This window comes from Actinosynnema pretiosum (assembly GCF_024171695.1).
GTDB classification, from domain to species: Bacteria; Actinomycetota; Actinomycetes; order Mycobacteriales; family Pseudonocardiaceae; genus Actinosynnema; species Actinosynnema pretiosum.
Map to the genome: position 1 here is coordinate 320,525 of NZ_JAMTCF010000001.1, position 16,722 is coordinate 337,246.

Below are 16,722 nucleotides of genomic sequence, written 5' to 3' on the forward strand. Positions count from 1 at the left end.
CGAGGTCAGGAGATGCCGAGTTCGTTGTCGAGCACCGCGAACAGCTCCTCGTCGGTGGCCTCGCCGAGGTCGTGGCCCGCGTCCTCGGCTCGGCCGCGCGCGTCGTGCCAGGTGCGCAGCAGCGCCTCCAGGCGGGCGGTGACCCTGGCCGCGTCCTCGTCGGCGACCGAGGCGAGCGCGGCCTCCAGCCGGTCGGCCTCGGCGAGGACGGACCGCGCGTGGTCCTCCTCCACGACGAGCTGGCCCAGCAGCTCGCGGGCGAGCGCCTGCGGCGAGGGGTGGTCGAAGACCGCGGTGGCGGGCAGCCGCAGCCCGGTGGCCGCGCCGAGGAGGTTGCGCAGCTCGACGGCGGCCAGCGAGTCGAAGCCCAGTTCCTTGAACGCCCTGGTGGGCGTGACCTCCTCGACCCCGGCGTGGCCGAGGACGGAGGCGGCGTGGGCGCGCACCAGGTCGAGCAGGAGCTGCTCGCGCTCGACGGCGGGCAGCCCGGCGAGGCGGCTGGCCAGCGGCCGGGCGTCGGCGCCGGACGCGGTGAGGGCGGCGCGGCGGGCCGGGACCCGGACCAGGCCGCGCAGCACGGCGGGCAGGTCGTCCACGCGGGCCCGCAGCGCCATCAGGTCCACCCGCATCGGCGCGAGCGCGGCCTCGCCGGTGGCGAGCGCGGCGTCGAACAGGGCGAGGCCCTCGGCGGGCGGCAGCGCGGGCATCCCGAGCCGCTCCATGCGGCGCAGGTCCGCGTCGTCCAGGTCCGCGCCCATGCCGCTGCCCGCCCACAGGCCGAACGCGAGCGAGGTCGCGGGCAGGTCGTCGGCGTGGCGGTGCTCGGCCAGGGCGTCCAGGAACGCGTTGGCGGCGGCGTAGTTGGCCTGCCCGGCGCCCGCGACCACGGCCGCCGAGGAGGAGATCAGCACGAACGCGGCCAGTCCCTCGGTGAGCCGGTGCAGGTTCCAGGCGGAGTCGACCTTGGCGCGCAGCACCGCGTCGACCTGCTCGGGGGTCAGGTCGGCGAGGAGGGCGTTGTCGACGACACCGGCGGCGTGCACGACGGCGGTGAGCGGGTGCTCGGCCGGGATCGCGGCGAGCAGCGCGGTGAGCGCGTCGGCGTCGGCGGCGTCGCAGGCGGCGATGGTGACGTGCGCGCCCTCGGCCTCCAGCCCGGCCTTGAGCTCGGCCGCGCCGGGCGCGTCCTGACCCCGGCGGCTGGTGAGCAGCAGGTGGGTGACGCCGTGCTCGGTGACCAGGTGGCGGGCCAGCAGGCCGCCGAGGCCGCCGGTGCCGCCGGTGATCAGGACGGTGCCGTCGGGCCGCCAGGTGGCGGCGGTGGTCTCGGGCAGCACGGCGCGGTGCAGGCGCGGCACCAGGATCTTGCCGTCGTGCAGGGCCAGCTCCGGCTCGCCTGAGCCGATCGCGGCGGGCAGCAGGTCCTCCGAGCCCGGCTCGACGTCCACGACGGTGAAGCGGCCGGGGTTCTCCGCCTGCGCGGCGCGCAGCAGGCCCCACAGCGGGGCGCGGGTCGGGTCGGCGGGGACGGCGGCGCGGGTCAGCACCACCAGGTGCGAGCCGGTGAGGCGGTCGTCGGCGAGCCAGCCGGTGAGCAGCGCGAGCGCGGCGTGGGTGGACTCGCGGACCTCGGCGGGCACGTCCAGGTCGCCGCGCGCGGGGGCGATCGGGGCGAGCACGACCTCGGGCGGCGGGGCGCCGCCGTCCAGGTGGGCGCGCAGGGCGGCCAGGTCGGCGTGCGCGGTCGCGGCGGTGGTGGGCCACCGGCCGAGCACGGCCCAGTCCTCGGCGGTCGGCACCGGGACGGCGCCCGCCTTGGCGGGCGTCCAGCGCAGCCGGAACAGCGACTCGTGGTAGCCGCGACCGGCGGTGCCGCCGAGCTGCTCGGCGGACACCGGGCGGACCACGAGCTGCGCGATGGTGGCCACCGGCGCGCCCTGCCCGTCCGCGACCGCGACGGAGAGCTGGTCGGGGCCGGTCTGGGTGATGTGGATCCGCAGCTCGGTGGCGCCCTGCGCGTGCAGGGTGACGCCGTTCCAGGCGAACGGGAGCGGGGTGCGCTCCTCGGAGCCGTCCGCCAGGTTGGCGTGCAGCGCGGCGTCGAGCAGGGCCGGGTGCAGGCCGAAGCGGGCGGCGTCGGCGTGCGCGGACTCGGGCAGCACGGCGTGCGCGAACAGCTCGCCGTCCGCCCGCCGCCACAGCGCGCGCAGGCCGCGGAAGACCTCGCCGTAGCCGTAGCCGTTGTCCGCCAGGCGCGGGTAGAACCCTTCCAGGTCAACGGCTTCCGCGCCCTCCGGCGGCCACGCGATCAGCTGCTCGGGCGCGCTGTCGCGGGCGGTGCCGAGCAGGCCGGAGGCGTGCCGGGTCCACTCCTCGCCGGGCTGGGCGCCCTCGGGGCGGGAGTGGATCGCCAGGGTGCGGCGGCCGTGCTCGTCGGGGGCGTCGGCGGTGACCCGCAGCGCCAGCGCGCCGGTCTCGGGCAGCGGCAGCGGCGCTTCGAGGGTCAGCTCCTCCACCAGGTCGCAGCCGACCTGGTCGCCCGCGCGGACGGCCAGCTCGACCAGGCCGGTGCCGGGGACGATCGGGGTGCCGTGCACGGCGTGGTCGGCGAGCCAGGCGTGGGTGCTCGCGGAGAGCCTGCCGGTGAGCACGACGCCGTCGCTGGCCGGGGTCTCCACGACCGCCGTCAGCAGCGGGTGCTCACCGCCCTGCAGGCCGAACGAGGTGGCGTCGCCGGACGGGCCGTCGGACTCCAGCCAGAAGCGCTTGCGCTGGAAGGCGTAGGTGGGCAGGTCGACGCGCTTCCCGCCGCGCCCGGCGTGGAAGGCGGCCCAGTCCACGTCGACGCCGTGCGCGAAGGCGGTGGCGACGCCGGTGGTAAGGGCGACGACCTCGTCGCGGCCCCGGCGCTGGGTGGCGGTGGCCGCGCCGCGCTCGACCATGCCGGTGAGCACGCCGTCCGGGCCGACCTCGACGAAGCGGGTGACGCCGTGCCCGGCCAGGTGCTCGAGGCAGGCGTGGAAGCGCACGGTGTCGCGGACGTGGGAGACCCAGTACTCGGTGGTGGCGACGGCGTCGGTGGCCGGGCTGGCGCCGGAGCTGGAGGCGAACGGGATGAGCGGGGAGTGGAAGGAGACCTTGTCGGCGATGCGGCGGAACTCGTCCAGCATCGGCTCCATGAGCGGCGAGTGGAAGGCGTGCGAGACGCGCAACCGCTTGGTGCGGCGGCCGTCCAGCGCGGCGGCGACCTGGTCGACGGCGGCCTCGGCGCCGGAGACGACCACGGCCGTGGGGCCGTTGACGGCCGCGAGCCCGACGTGGTCGTTCAGCAGCGGCAGGACTTCCGCCTCGGTGGCCTCGACGGCGAGCATCGCGCCACCGGCCGGGAGCGCCTGCATGAGCCTGCCGCGCGCCACGACCAGCGCGCAGGCGTCCTCCAGGGAGAACACGCCCGCCACGTGCGCGGCGGCGATCTCGCCGATGGAGTGCCCGGCGACGAAGTCCGGGGTGACGCCCCAGGACTCGAGCAGCCGGTAGAGCGCGACCTCGAACGCGAACAGCGCGGGCTGGCTGAAACCGGTGCGGTCCAGGGCTTCCCGGTCGTCGCCGAACACGACGTCCGCGAGCGAGACCTCCAGCTCGCGGTCCAGCAGCGCGCAGGCGGCGTCGAACGCCTCCCGGAACACCGGGAACGCCGCGCGCAGCTCACCTCCCATGCCGATCCGCTGGGAGCCCTGGCCGGTGAACAGGAACGCGGTGCGGCCGGTGTCGGCCGTGCCGCGCACCGAGCCAGGCGCGCCCTCGGCGAGCGCGGCGGCGAAGTCCTCGGGGGTGCGGCCGACGACGGCGAGGCGGTGCTCGAAGTGGGCGCGGGTGGTGGCCAGCGAGAAGGCCACGTCGACCGGGTCGAGCCCCTGCGCGGCGCCGCGCAGCCTGCGGACCTGGCCGGCCAGCGCCTCGGGGGTGCGGGCGGACAGCACCCAGGGCACGACGTCGGTCTCCACGCGCGGCTGCTCGACCTCGGCGGGCGCGGCGTCGGCCTCGGCGGGCGCGGTCTCCGCCTCGGCGGGCTCGGGGGCCTGCTCCAGCACGACGTGCGAGTTGGTGCCGCTGATGCCGAACGAGGACACGCCCGCGCGGCGCGGACGGCCCGTCTCCGGCCACGGGGTGGCCTCCAGGGGCAGCCGGACCGCGCCCGCCGTCCAGTCCACGTGCGTGGTGGGGGCGGTCACGTGCAGCGTCCTGGGCACGGTGCCGTGGCGCATCGCCATGACGACCTTGATGACGCCCGCGACCCCGGCTGCGGCCTGGGTGTGGCCGAGGTTCGACTTGATCGACCCGAGCAGCAGGGGGTGCTCGCGGTCCTGGCCGTAGGTGGCGAGCACGGCCTGCGCCTCGATCGGGTCGCCGAGGGAGGTGCCGGTGCCGTGCGCCTCCACGACGTCCACGTGCTCGGCGGACAGCCCGGCGTTGGCCAGCGCGGCGCGGATGACGCGCTGCTGCGAGGGGCCGTTGGGGGCGGTCAGGCCGCTGGACGCGCCGTCCTGGTTGACCGCCGTGCCGCGCACGACGGCGAGCACCCGGTGCCCGTTGCGGCGCGCGTCGGACAGCCGCTCCAGCACGAGCACGCCCGCGCCCTCGGACCAGCCGGTGCCGTCGGCGTCGTCGGAGAACGGCTTGCAGCGCCCGTCCGGGGCCAGGCCGCGCTGGCGGGAGAAGTCCACGAACGTCTCGGGCGAGGGCATCACGGTGACGCCACCGGCCAGCGCGAGCGAGCACTCGTCGCGGCGCAGCGCCTGCACGGCCAGGTGGATCGACACCAGCGACGAGGAGCACGCGGTGTCCACGGTGACCGCCGGGCCCTCCAGGCCGAGCGCGTAGGCGACGCGGCCGGTGAAGACGCTGCCCGCGTTGCCGTTGCCGATGAAGCCCTCGAACTCCTCGGGCACGGTGGTCAGGCGCGAGGTGTACTCGTGGTACATCAGGCCCGCGTAGACGCCGGTGCGGCTGCCCTTGAGGGTGGTGGGGTCGATGCCCGCGTGCTCGAACGCCTCCCACGCGGTCTCCAGCAGCAGGCGCTGCTGCGGGTCCATCGCGGTGGCCTCGCGCGGGGAGATGCCGAAGAACGCGGCGTCGAAGTCGGCGGCGTCGTGCAGGAACCCGCCCGCCATGGCGTAGCTGTGGCCGCGCTTGTCCGGGTCCGGGTCGTAGAGCGAGTCCAGCTCCCAGCCCCGGTCGGTGGGGAAGGACGAGACCGCGTCCACGCCGCCCGCCACCAGGTCCCACAGCCGGTCGGGTCCGGTGACCCCGCCGGGGAACCGGCAGCCGATGCCGACGAGGGCGATCGGGTCGTTCTCCCTGCGCTCCACCTCGCGGAGCCTGCGCCGCGCCTCGCGCAGGTCGGCGGTGGCCCGCTTCAGGTAGCCCAGGAGCTTTGCCTCGTTTTCCACGCACGCCTCCAGGACAGTTCCCGCTTCGCGTTCTGACCATTCCGACACGGCGGCCGGGAATCGTCCCGGCTGTCGTTTCTCCGCTTCGCGCCGCACGTCACGGGGCAGGAGCCAGCACCGGGAATTGCTCCCGGAAAGCATTCGCTGGACACCGCCGGCACGCACGACACCTCGGCCCGTTATTGCGCGAGCCGCTTTCCACGATGACGCTACGAAAGGCCGGACAGCACGGCCAACCCCTAGCCCGCCCTTAGCTTCCCCCTAGCGGGGTTTGGTCCGCCGGGGGTCGGTCGGGGCCCCTGCCGCGCCCCCCTGCCGCACCCCTGCGGACCCCGTGGAACGACAGGATCCCGGCCACACCAGGGTGCGACCGGGATCGGGGTTGACGGCGGTGGGGAGGGTCAGGTGACGAGCGAGCCCTCGTCGTCCTTCACGGGGCTGACCAGGGCGTCCGGGAGCTCCCCCGCGCCCCCGGAGGCGTCGCGCGCGGGCTCGGCGGCGGGCTGCCCGGCGGTCTTCCCCCGGCTCTTCCCAGGGATCTCCTGGGCGCTCTCCTCGGCGGTCGCGGCCCGGTCCCCGGCGCCCGCCCCCTCCTCGGTCGGCCCCCCTGCGACAGGGGTCCCGGCGGCGGCGCCGGGGTCGACCTCGGGGGTGGCGTCGGCGGCGGCCTCGGTGACCGCCTCGACGGCCGCGTCGGGCGCGGGACCGGGGCGGGGCACCTTGGCCAGCAGGGCTGCGGCGACGAAGGTGGTCACCAGCAGCACCCCGGCCACCGACCAGGCCGAGACCTGGACCTCCAGGGTGAACGCGGTCCTGGCGGCCAGGCGCAGCGCGTCCCCGGTGGCGGCGGGCAGCGCGGCGGCGACCTCGACGGCCGAGCCGAGCGTCTCCTTGGCGGTGGTCAGCACGTCCGGGGACACCCCGGCCGGACTGAGCTCGGCGAGCTCGGACCGGTAGACGAACGCGCCGAGGCTGCCCAGCACCGCGACGCCGAGCGCGCCGCCGAACTGGCTGCCCGTCTCGGAGAGCCCGGACGCCGCGCCCGCGCGCTCCTGCGGCGCGGTGGTGACGACCAGCTCGGCGGTCAGGGTGAGCACCATCGCCAGGCCCATGGCGCTGAGCGACTGGCCGACGATGGCCTGCGCGAGCCCGTCCTCCACCCGCACCTGCGACATCACGACGGAACCGCCGACGCCCAGCAGCAGGCCGAGCGCGACCACCCGCGAGTAGCGCAGCTTCGCCACGAGCACCGGGGCGAGCACGGCCGCGCCGAGCGCGCCGGTGAACGCCTGCGGCAGCGACCACAGGCCCGCCTCGAACGGTTCCAGCCCGAGCACCAGCTGGAGGTACTGGCTGGTGAAGAACATGAAGCCGATCATCGCGAAGTTGGCCAGCACGTTGGTGGCCAGCGCCGCCGAGAACGCGGCCTTGCGGAACAGGCTCACGTCGAGCATCGGGTCGTCGGCCTTGTTCTGGCGCACCAGGAAGACCGGCAGCAGCACGAGTCCGAGCGCGATGCCCGCGAGGGGCTGCCAGCCGAGCCCGCGCTCGGCGAGCTCCTTGATGCCCCAGATCACCGGGAGCACGGCGGCGAACAGCAGCGCGGAGTTGAGGAGGTCGAACCTGCCCGCGCCGGGGTTGCGGTACTCGGGCAGCAGCAGCGGGGCCGCGACGACGAGCACCAGCATGATGGGGACGTTGACCAGGAAGACCGTGCCCCAGTGGAAGCTCTGGAGCAGCACGCCGCCGAGCAGCAGGCCGAGCGCGCCACCGGCGGAGAAACCGGTGGCCCACAGGCCGATCGCGGCGCGGCGCTGCTGGGCGTCCTGGAACATGGTGCGGATCAACGACATCGTGGAGGGCATGAGGGTCGCGCCCGCGACGCCCATGAGGGCGCGGGTGCCGATGAGCAGTTCGGGGGAGCTCGCGTAGGCGGACAGCGCCGAGGCGACTCCGAACGCGACGGCGCCGACGATCAGCAGCTTGCGCCTGCCGATGCGGTCGCCGAGCGTGCCCATCGGGATCAGCAGTCCGGCGAGGACGAACGCGTAGATGTCCGTGATCCACAGGAGTTGGCTGCTGGACGGGCCTAACTCGACGCTGATGAAGGGCAGCGCGTAGGACAGCACCGTCATGTCCATGCTGATGATGAGGGTGACGAGGACGAGGACGGCCAGCCCCCACCACTCGCGCTTGCCCGCACGTGGGCCAGGAGTCATGGGCGCAACGCTACACCGGGATCTATACGCTTGTATATGACATTCGTATGAATGATCACCAGCGGTCGGGTACGATCATCAGGTGGGCCATCGTGATCAGCTCCTCGACGGGGCGAAGAAGTGCCTGTACGAACGCGGTTACTCGAACACGACGGCACGCGACATCGTCGCGGCGTCGAACACGAACCTGGCGTCGATCGGATACCACTTCGGCTCCAAGGAGGCCCTGCTCAGCGCCGCGCTCGTGTCGGCGTTCCAGGAGTGGGGCAACGAGCTGGACCGGGTCATGGCGGAGGTCGGCTCGGACCTGACGGTCGCGGGCAGGCTGGAGACCATGTGGGCCGGGGTGCTGAAGTCCTTCACCACGCACCGGCCGCTGTGGGTGGCGGGCATCGAGGCGTTCTCGCTGGCGGAGCGGATGCCCGAGCTGCGGGAGATGCTGGCGTCCGCGTACCGCCGCGCCCGCCCGTCGCTGGGGCAGCTGACGCTGGGCGGCACGGAGGCGGACGAGCGCACCCGCCTCGCGGCCGGTTCGTTCCTGCTGGCGGTGATGACGGGGTTGACCGTGCAGAGCCTGCTCGACCCGGAGGCGGTGCCCGAGTCGGGGGACCTCATCAGGGCCGTGCGCTCCATCTTCGAGCGCTTCGACGTGCAGCTCCCCCCGGAGCACGACCCGCTGGCTCAGCCGGGGGACGCGCAGTCGGGGAACGCGGAGCCGGGGGCCGAGTAGGAGGGGGTGGCGCGTGAGGAGAGGGGTGCGGCAAGGGGTGCGCTAGGGGTTGTCGCGGGGGCGCGGTGCGGGGAGCTTCAGGGGCGTCCTGATCGGCCGGATCCACCGCCCGACCGAACGAGACCCGGCCCGACCACCCCTACCCGAACGTTCCGGGGTGAACGGTCCCAGCCGGACGCCCCGACCGGACGACCCCGGCCCGACGCCCCCTGCCGGACGACCCCGGCCCGACCGCTCCAGCCGGACAGCTCCAGCCGGACCGCCGCAGCCTGCCCGCCCAGCCGGACCAGCCCAGCCGGTCCGGACGATTCCAACGGGACGTTCCCGGCTGGACGCACCGCCGGAACCACCCCGGCCGGACGGGCGCGCTCGAACCAGCACGGCTGAGCGAAACCGACCGGACGCACCGGCTTGCCCCCTCCGGTCGAACACCCCGCCCCGTCCCGATCGAACGCCCCCAGCCGAGGAGTTCCCGTGCCAGCGACCCGAAGCCACCAGTCCGGGCGGCGCAGCGCGGACCGGCGCGCGTCCCCCACGAGCGCGAGGACCGCCGGTTCCCCGATCACGAGCGGCCTGTGGTTGCGCCGGTTCCAGCGGACCGAGGACGCGGCCGTGCGCCTGGTCTGCTTCCCGCACGCGGGTGGTTCCGCGACCTACTTCCTGTCCACCGCGCGGGCGCACGCCCCGGCCACCGACGTGCTGACCGTGCAGTACCCCGGCAGGCAGGACCGCAGGGCCGAGCGCCCGCTGGAGTCGGTCCCGCAGCTCGCGGAGCGGATCACCGAGGAGCTGCTGCCGCTGACCGACCGCCCGGTGGTCCTGTTCGGGCACAGCATGGGCGCGGTGGTGGCGTTCGAGGTGGCCCGCAGGATGCAGGAGCGGGGCGCGCCGCCGGTCGAGCTGCTCGCCTCCGGCGCGCGGGCCCCCGAGTCGCACCGGGCCGAGTCGGTGCACCTGCACGACGACGCGGCGCTGCTGGCGGAGCTGGTGTCGTTGGGCGGCACCGATTTCCGGCTGGTCGACGACGAGGTGCTGCGCGCCGCCCTCCCCGCGCTGCGCGCCGACTACAAGGCCGTGGAGACCTACGCCTGCGCCGGGGTCCCGGTGCTGGACGTGCCGCTCACGGTGCTGGTCGGCGACGCGGACCCGAAGGTCGACCTGGCCGAGGCGCGCGCCTGGGAGCGGCACACCTCGGCGGGTTTCGCGCTGGAGGTCTTCACCGGCGGCCACTTCTACCTGACCGAGCACGCCGAAGCCGTGAACGCCCTGCTGGCCGAGCGGCTGGACCGGCACCGCTAGGGCGGCGGCGGGGTGGCGCGCCGCCTCCGACGCGCCGCTCTCCCCCCGCTCCGGTCAGGACTCGGCTCGGTCCACCCCGGCTCGGCCCACCTCGGCTCAGTCCACCTTCGCCAGCCCCACCGAGCACAGGTGGGCCGCCCACCGGCGCAGGTCGGCCAGCGTCGCCGAGGGCTCGACGTCCCACCGCTCGGCGAGCCGGTCGGCCGCGCGCGCGACGTCGCCGCCGTGCCGCCACAGCTCGATCCACATCCCCGTCTCCTCGGCCGCGAACAGGAACGACGCCCCGGTCGCGGGCACGGCCAGCAGGAGCCTGCCCTCGGGGTCCACCTTCGTTACCACCGGATTGGCCAGTCGCACGCGCACTCGTCTCCCCGATCAGTGACGCCGGAGCGTCAGCGGAAGGCCCAGGGAGCCGGACTCAGGCTCCCGGACCGCAGTGCGAGGTGGGTGTCGCACCAGTCCTGCACGGCCACCCGGTCGCGCGCGGTGCACAGCACCCCGCCACCGGCGGCGGCGAACTCGCGCAGGACCGCGCGGACCACCTCGGACTCCCAGCCGTCGACCCCGTCGAAGGGGTCGTCCAGCACCAGCAGCGCCCGCCCGCCGAGCATGGCGGCGGCGAGCCGCAGCAGCAGCTGCTGCCCGGTCGAGCACGCGGCGGCCTGCACGTGGGCGACGTCCCCGAGCTCGCAGGCGGCCAGCAGCACGCCCGCCTCCCGCTCGGCCTCGCCCCGCGCGGCCCCGGAGCGCAGCGCGCAGCAGACCAGCACGTCGAAGCAGGAGAGCCGGTCCGCGACGGGCACCCGGTCGGGCACCAGCCCGACGCCGGAGCGCGCGAGGCCGCAGTCCTCCCAGGGGTCGCGCCCGAACAGGCGGACCTCCCCCTCGTCCGGGGGCAGCAGCGCGGCGGCGACGGACGCGAGCACGGTCTTCCCCGCTCCCCGCGCGCCGACGACGCCGACCAGCTCGCCGGGGCGCACCCGCAGCCCGGCGCCGCGCAGCGCGACCTCGTCCCCGAACTGCTTGGAGACCTGGGACAGGCGGACCAGCGCGCCCGTCTTCAGCGCGGCGCGGACCACACCGGTGGCGACCGGGAGCCGGGCGCCCGAGACAGTCGAAACCATGAACCCTCCCTGTGGACGCTTCCCACGCTAGAAGCGCTCGGGGACGGGCGACATGGCTCTACGACCACAGCGGGGGTGGGGATAAACCGACCTCCGTTCGGGAAGCCGGCTACTCTCGGCTCACGTCCACCCGGCACCTCTGTGGAAGGGCTAACTCCAACGAGTGAGAACGTGGGTGGCTTGGCCGAACGTCGGGTGCCCCACTCCACCGACACCCCTCGCAACTTGCATTTTCAGGAGCAAACGGGACACGCGAGAGGGTTAGAACCAAAGATCACCGCATCGAAGGAAGTCCCTGTTCGGCAGCAGGATGCCTGCGACACCGAACCCGTCACGCGGTCGTGGTCGCCCCCAACCGAGGACGACCACGACCACCGCCATCAGGGCGCTTCCAGGATCCTGTTTCTGCGCCCCTCCAAACCGTCAGCCTCAATCATCACACGGAATCCCGATCTCGCCAGCATCTCACAGAGGGCTTCAACGATGATAATGCTTGAGTTCACCGCGTAACTGAGGAGTGGATGAGGTCCCGCGCCATAGTTTCCGCGCCGCGCGGAGGTGTACGAATCAGCTTGAAACAACGGAGGCTCCCAGTACAGAGAAACCCCAAACGGAAACATCTGGCTGATCCGAATCACAGCTCCACTCCGCAAGACGTCATGAAACTCGTCAGAAATACCTGCTACCGGAATACCTAGGCCTCGTAGAGTTTTATCGATACGTTCAGCTAGCTTTCGCCATGAATCGACGGCTTCTTCGGGGGCCCGATAAGGCAAACCAAATCCGGTTTCATTGTTTTTCAAAAAATTAAAAGGATCGAAGGTTTTCATTTTTACCCACTATTTTTACTTGTTAACTTCAGAGCCCTTGCCGGTAGATCCTATCCTGAAAAAAGGTCAACAAATCTTTCGCCTCCTGCCAAGAGTCTGAAGATTTTTGACCCATATATTTCACAGAATAATAGACCGGAGTCCCCTGCGGCAGTCTGCTCCCAAAAGCTACTGCACACTTTTTGCAAAAAGATCTCTCAGTATAAACTTCGACCACTCGACTGGGGTCAATCCCAAGCCTATTGAGCTCCTGAAGAATTCTAATTTCCGAATGCTTTTCCTTTCCCGCGCTCAACATCCTGATGTAATCATCCTTGAAGAATGGATCAACCCATCCTTTAACTTTGACGACAGCAAGGTTGTTAAAAAGGCTAGAAAGTGTCGCCCCGGAGACTTTGATTCTATATTCGAAAGCTTTGTTTACAATCTCCTGACTGCCGTTTCCGTAACTTGCCAACGGAATTTCATGATAACATGGCGGTTCAGCAGCAAAACTAGAGAACTTCGCTGTGAAGCAGGATTTGAAAACATGCTTGACCGCATCGACGACGAGGCTGGTGACCCCACTGCGCGCGGCGACGCCACCAAGAAACTCGAACTGCGTAAGCGCACTCAGCCTGGACGCCAGGAAGGCGTCCGTGGCAATACCGGTAATGAACTCAGCGCCGATCGCGACTTCCAACCCCGCACCCGCCGCCGTTGCGAGCATACCCGCCTCGGCACCAACCAAAGCACCCAACAGCGGGGCGACGCAGATCTCGGCGCAGTAGATGCCCAGGCCAATCAGGACCGCGCCGGAGACCACGAAGCCAGCGGTGGTCCACCAGTCCTCGGACTCCTGCTGGTCCTTGGCATCGGCGATCGCCTTGTTGACGAGATAGGTCAACGCGGGATTGTAGGCACCCTCAAGACAGTGGTTGAAGGCTTCTTCGCTGTCCTGCTTGAGCTGGTTGCAAACCGCGACGTTGCGCGCCGACTCTCCCTGAGGGTCAGCGATCATCCGCATCGCCCGGCTCATGCAGTCATCGCGGTCCGCCCCTTCAGGAACGTTTTTGCAGGACTCTTTGAGTTCCGCAGCGGCTTTGGCCTTCTCCGCTTCGACCTCTTGCTCCGCCTTAGCGACCGCCTTGTCCCTGGCATCGAGCGCGACCTTGATCGCAGCTTCGGCGTCCAAACCAGCGTCCAGGGCGTCCCGATAAGCCTGCTGAGCCGCCCGCATGGCGCTGTTCGCGTGCGAAGCTGCAATATTCGCCGAACTCCTGGCAGAAACGGCTGACCGAGTCGCCTCCACTGCGGATCTCGACGCACGCTCCGCCGCGTCTTCTGCAGCTTGAGCGGAGCGCTCTGCCGCTTCAGCAGAGTTCTCGGCACTCTTAGCAGATTCGATAGCTTCGAATGCTGAATTAATCGCGTTGTCGGCGTGCTGCTGCGCCTGGGTGGCGTAACCTCTTGCTTCCTCAGCAGCGTTCCGCGCTGTGGCGGCGACGGCTTGCGCGTTGGCGGCGTGCTCCGCAGCACGTGACGCAGCCGTTGCAGCCTGGGTGACCATGGTGGCGGTCGCCGCGTTGTGAGCCGCCGCTTCCCGGTCGTGCCGATTGGCGATGTGCTGACCGTTGTACCGGTACTGCCGCACCAACTCCGGACTGCCTTCCAGAGCAGCCGCCCCGAGCAGCTTCGCCTCCGGCCCGGTGTTCGGGTCAGCGATCAAGCGGTTGACCGCGATGCGATCGTCGTGCTCCCTGGCGGTGTTCTGGCCGGTGTCCAGAAATTTCAAGTAGCCTGAAACGGATTCCCCGTCCAAAGCGAGCTGCGCGGCGGCGATGAGCGTGTCGTTCTTCTGCTCGCGCGCCGTGGCCATCACCTGATTGACACGGATGCGCAATTCGGTGGCGCGCTGGGGGTGTTCGGGGTCGCGCAGGAACTGCCGAACCGCTTCGTCGCCTTCCGCCAGAGCGTTCTGCCCTGCCTGCTTCAGGCTCTCGGAGCCCTCTGCGATCAACTGCCGGGTGGTCTCCCGGTCGTCCAGCACGGCCGCCTGGCCGATCCCGGACTTCACGTACTCCCGAATCTCGTTGCCATCGCCCGAGATCGCGGTGGCGGCAGCCGCCTTGCCCCAGGGGCCTGCGGTGTCGATCAGGCGAAGCGCGATCTTGCGACCACGCGACTCAACGACCTCGACGGGCGCACCAGGAGCCTCGGCCTCGGCCAGCCAGGTGTGGACGTCCTCATCGCGCTGGTCCTCTTGGGGCGCTTTCCAGTTCCGGATGAGCCCGATCCGGTCTTCCACGTGCAGGGACTCGCGTGCGGCTGCGGTCGCCTGATCAGCTTGAAGCGCGAGGCGGTCCTCGTCGATCTTGCGGGCCGCGGCGTAGATGCGTGCCGCCTGCGCGGCAGCGTCCAAGGCAATCTGCGCTGACTCAGTAGCCGCATTGGCGTGCTGGGTAGCGAGCTCTGCGGCCTGACCCGCCTGCCCCGCGTGAGCGGCGGCATCCTCGGCCGCGAGGGACGCAGCGATCGCATCCGCAACGGCGCGCAGCGCGAGTTCACGTGCACGAGCCGCTGCAGCAGCGGCCTCGGTGGCATAGGCACGGGCGGAGGAGGCTGCCCTGACTGCCAGGGCAGCCTGCTGCCTGGACCTGTTCGCGGCAGCTTCAGCCTCGCTCGCGTCCGCGCCAGCCTGCTTCGCCCATTTCACCGACTCGTCAGCGGACTTGGCAGACTCCGACGCGTTCTTGCCTGCTGACTCAGCTGCGGAGATGGCTGCGTCAGCCTGCTTCAGCGCTTTTTCCGCTTGGTCGATGGCCTCAATCGCCTGCTTGGCCTCCGTGGAAGCTTTCGCGGCCTCGGCTGCGGCACGGCGCGCGTCACCAGCGCGTTCACGGTCACCCCGCGCCGCTGTCGCGTACTCCCACGCCTGGCTGGAGGCCTGTCCGGCCTTCACCGAGGCGGTAACCGCACGCGCCGCAGCATTGGCTGCAATCCGCGCGGCAGCGGTCGCCGCACTGGCGGCGCCGATCGCGGTGGTCGCCGCGCTCGCCGCGCGGTTGGCCGCTGTCGCAGCCTGGGCTGCGGCTTCAGCAGCCCCCGCCGCGTTGTCCTTCGCCGCTTCGGCGGCCTTGGCCGCCAACTCGGCCGCCTGCTTGGCGAGGTCGGCTTCCTGCCGGGCCCTCTCAGCACTGTCCTTCGCCGCCAGCGACTCCCGTTCAGCCTGGGCTCCCGCCTGCTTCGCGGTTTCGACCAGCTGCGAGATGGACGCGCTCTCCTGATCTCTGGCCTGCGCGACTTCCCACTCACGACTGATGAACAGCCTCAAGGCGTTGGGATCAGCTTCAGCGGCGTCCAGCGCTTTCTGCGCCGCTGCCTTGACCGCAGCGCCACCAGCAGCCGCGATCTGGTTAACCCGAATGCGCAGATCGATGTCAGCCGCTTGCACGGAAGCAGTCGCGAGGAAACTGCGCAGGGCGTCCGGATCGGTCTCGGCGGCATCCAGCGCTCTCTGGGCCGCCCCCTTGACAGTGGGACCGCCTGCGGCGGCGATCTGGTTGACCCGGATGCGCAGGTCGACGTTGGTTGCGTCGTACCAGCCTGTCCGCAGGAAGCTCTGGAGCGCGCTCGGGTCGCTCTCGGCTGCGTCCAGCGCCTTCTGGGCCGCCCCCTTGACAGTGGGGCCACCGGCGGCAGCGATCTGGTTGACCGCGATTCGGTCGTCGACCGAGGTCAGCCAGTCGAGTTTCTGGGTCAAAAACGCCTCGATGTCGGCGTCTGTCCCGAGCAGAGCCTTCTCGGCTTCGGCCTTGGTCTGAGCGCCGCTCTCCTGCCAGATCATGAGCACCTTGCCCCGTGTGCTCAGCGCGTGGGGCAAGTAAGGGGCAAGGGGCGTTTCGGCAGCGGCTGGAGCGGCCGCCGCCGACTGCGGGATCGCATTGGGGAGCAGAGCGGCTGTCAGAACCAGCGTCAGCGCTGCATGCGCCAGTCTACGACGTTTACTGAAGGGTTTCATACGCTCTTTCTTGTCAAAAAATTTAACAGGAAAACTTCCGGACAAGTAGATGACCGGTTTTGCCCAGAGATCTCCCGAAATTCAGAAAAGCATGACCCCGAGTTCACCTCCAGATGTGCAAAGTGAAGCCCAGGGTGCCGATTCAGAAAATTAACAGAAGAGGCCCACCCCGAAGAGAGCTTGACAAAAACTGAACCCAATACTATGAGGCAACAGCGCCAGCAGTAACTAGCACCACAGGATGCCCCTTCACGCCACCAAAAAGGGCCACCGCCTCCACGAGGGAGTGATCAGAATCACAGCAAGATGGTTACAACCCTTTCCGGTCAGTGGAGCGGATCTTCGGGTTCACCCAGAACCCGGTGCAGGTAGCCGCCGTCGTCCTGATGATCGACCAGAACCGCGAAACCGGCACCACCGAGAACATCCAGCATCACGCGGACCAAAACCTGGTTTGGCTCACTTCCATACCCGGTCCAGCCGTTCCCAGGAGGCATAGGCCAAGCGCTACCGGAAGGGATTTTCCAATCGAGCGTCACCCCGAAAGGAGACACTGGGTGAACGACGACCAAACCCCCGGCAGGAGCTGCATTATCTCCCGGTTCGACAACCGCCACAGAGAAGCCCATCAACACAAGTTCGACACGAGCCGCCTCGGCAAGCGCCGACCAAGATGCGAGCGCTTCCTCCGAGGCTCTGCGGGCGGGGTCACCCGAGAGCCTGGCCTCCTCGAGCACAGCGAGTGGATCCGTCATGAAGGCGGATGCTAGCGCTAGCCCGCCTGGGTGAAGACCTCGCCCTCTAGGGACGAAGGCCCTGCACGTACACAAGGGGTGATCACAGCGATACAGGCTGTGACAGAGATCATGATTGACATACAGAACGCCTTGACCTGCGGAAACAATCCACATACCCCCTAGCCTCACGGTGTCAAGGACTCGCAGAGAAGATCATCTGTTGTAGGTTCCCGCTACCCAGCCCCAAGAAGTGGCTGCAACATGATTCATTAAACGAACAACGGGGGAAACCGTGAAAGCGAGCGCGCTCGTACTTGCTGTCATAACAGCAGC

8 protein-coding genes and 1 pseudogene are annotated in these 16,722 nt (G+C 70.4%); 2 read left to right on the forward strand and 7 right to left on the reverse strand.

The annotated features are described in order from the left end of the window. Nucleotides 1-5 precede the first annotated feature (5 nt). Together LV78_RS01125 and LV78_RS01130 are read right to left on the reverse strand one after the other, a co-directional pair. Nucleotides 6-5,450, reverse strand: a complete 5,445-nt coding sequence (locus tag LV78_RS01125; RefSeq protein WP_253842628.1) for a type I polyketide synthase — start codon at nt 5,448-5,450, stop codon at nt 6-8. A 698-nt stretch (nt 5,451-6,148) separates the two neighbouring features. Continuing rightward, nucleotides 6,149-7,669, reverse strand: a pseudogene (locus LV78_RS01130) (MFS transporter); the annotation flags it as partial. A gap of 82 nt (nt 7,670-7,751) precedes the next feature. On the opposite strand from LV78_RS01130, the gene LV78_RS41450 reads away from it, so the two are divergent. Both LV78_RS41450 and LV78_RS01140 read left to right on the forward strand, forming a co-directional pair. Continuing rightward, entirely contained in the window at nt 7,752-8,399 is a 648-nt protein-coding gene (locus LV78_RS41450; protein WP_253842630.1) for a TetR/AcrR family transcriptional regulator, read from the forward strand. Nucleotides 8,400-8,873: 474 nt separating this feature from the next. Next, a complete protein-coding gene (locus tag LV78_RS01140; protein ID WP_308208654.1) occupies nt 8,874-9,698 on the forward strand; it encodes a thioesterase II family protein in 825 nt (274 codons plus the stop codon). A 96-nt stretch (nt 9,699-9,794) separates the two neighbouring features. On the opposite strand, the gene LV78_RS01145 is transcribed toward LV78_RS01140, so the two are convergent. The 5 genes from LV78_RS01145 to LV78_RS01165 form a co-directional block, all read right to left on the reverse strand. Further along, nucleotides 9,795-10,061, reverse strand: a complete 267-nt coding sequence (locus LV78_RS01145) for a hypothetical protein (RefSeq protein WP_253842631.1) — start codon at nt 10,059-10,061, stop codon at nt 9,795-9,797. 29 nt (nt 10,062-10,090) lie between these two features. After that, the gene (locus tag LV78_RS01150) at nt 10,091-10,822 is read right to left on the reverse strand and encodes an ATP-binding cassette domain-containing protein (protein ID WP_253842632.1); all 732 of its coding nucleotides are present in this window, start codon (nt 10,820-10,822) and stop codon (nt 10,091-10,093) included. Between the two features lie 380 nt (nt 10,823-11,202). Then, on the reverse strand, nt 11,203-11,652 hold the full coding sequence (locus LV78_RS01155; protein WP_253842633.1) for a hypothetical protein: 450 nt from the start codon (nt 11,650-11,652) through the stop codon (nt 11,203-11,205). 28 nt (nt 11,653-11,680) lie between these two features. Next, nucleotides 11,681-15,652: a nucleic acid/nucleotide deaminase domain-containing protein gene (locus tag LV78_RS01160; RefSeq protein ID WP_301305615.1), complete on the reverse strand. Its 3,972-nt coding sequence runs from the start codon at nt 15,650-15,652 to the stop codon at nt 11,681-11,683. A 326-nt stretch (nt 15,653-15,978) separates the two neighbouring features. Then, nucleotides 15,979-16,407 carry a hypothetical protein gene (locus tag LV78_RS01165; protein WP_253842635.1) on the reverse strand — a complete coding sequence of 143 codons (429 nt, stop codon included), beginning with the start codon at nt 16,405-16,407 and terminating at the stop codon, nt 15,979-15,981. Nucleotides 16,408-16,722: the final 315 nt, after the last annotated feature.

What these genes read in the sequence shown, in the direction of transcription:
- LV78_RS01150 (WP_253842632.1), bottom strand. Translation starts at nt 10,822, where the DNA reads ATGGTTTCGACTGTCTCGGGCGCCCGGCTCCCGGTCGCCACCGGTGTG.
- LV78_RS01155 (WP_253842633.1), bottom strand. Translation starts at nt 11,652, where the DNA reads ATGAAAACCTTCGATCCTTTTAATTTTTTGAAAAACAATGAAACCGGA.
- LV78_RS01160 (WP_301305615.1), bottom strand. Translation starts at nt 15,652, where the DNA reads ATGAAACCCTTCAGTAAACGTCGTAGACTGGCGCATGCAGCGCTGACG.
- LV78_RS01165 (WP_253842635.1), bottom strand. Translation starts at nt 16,407, where the DNA reads ATGACGGATCCACTCGCTGTGCTCGAGGAGGCCAGGCTCTCGGGTGAC.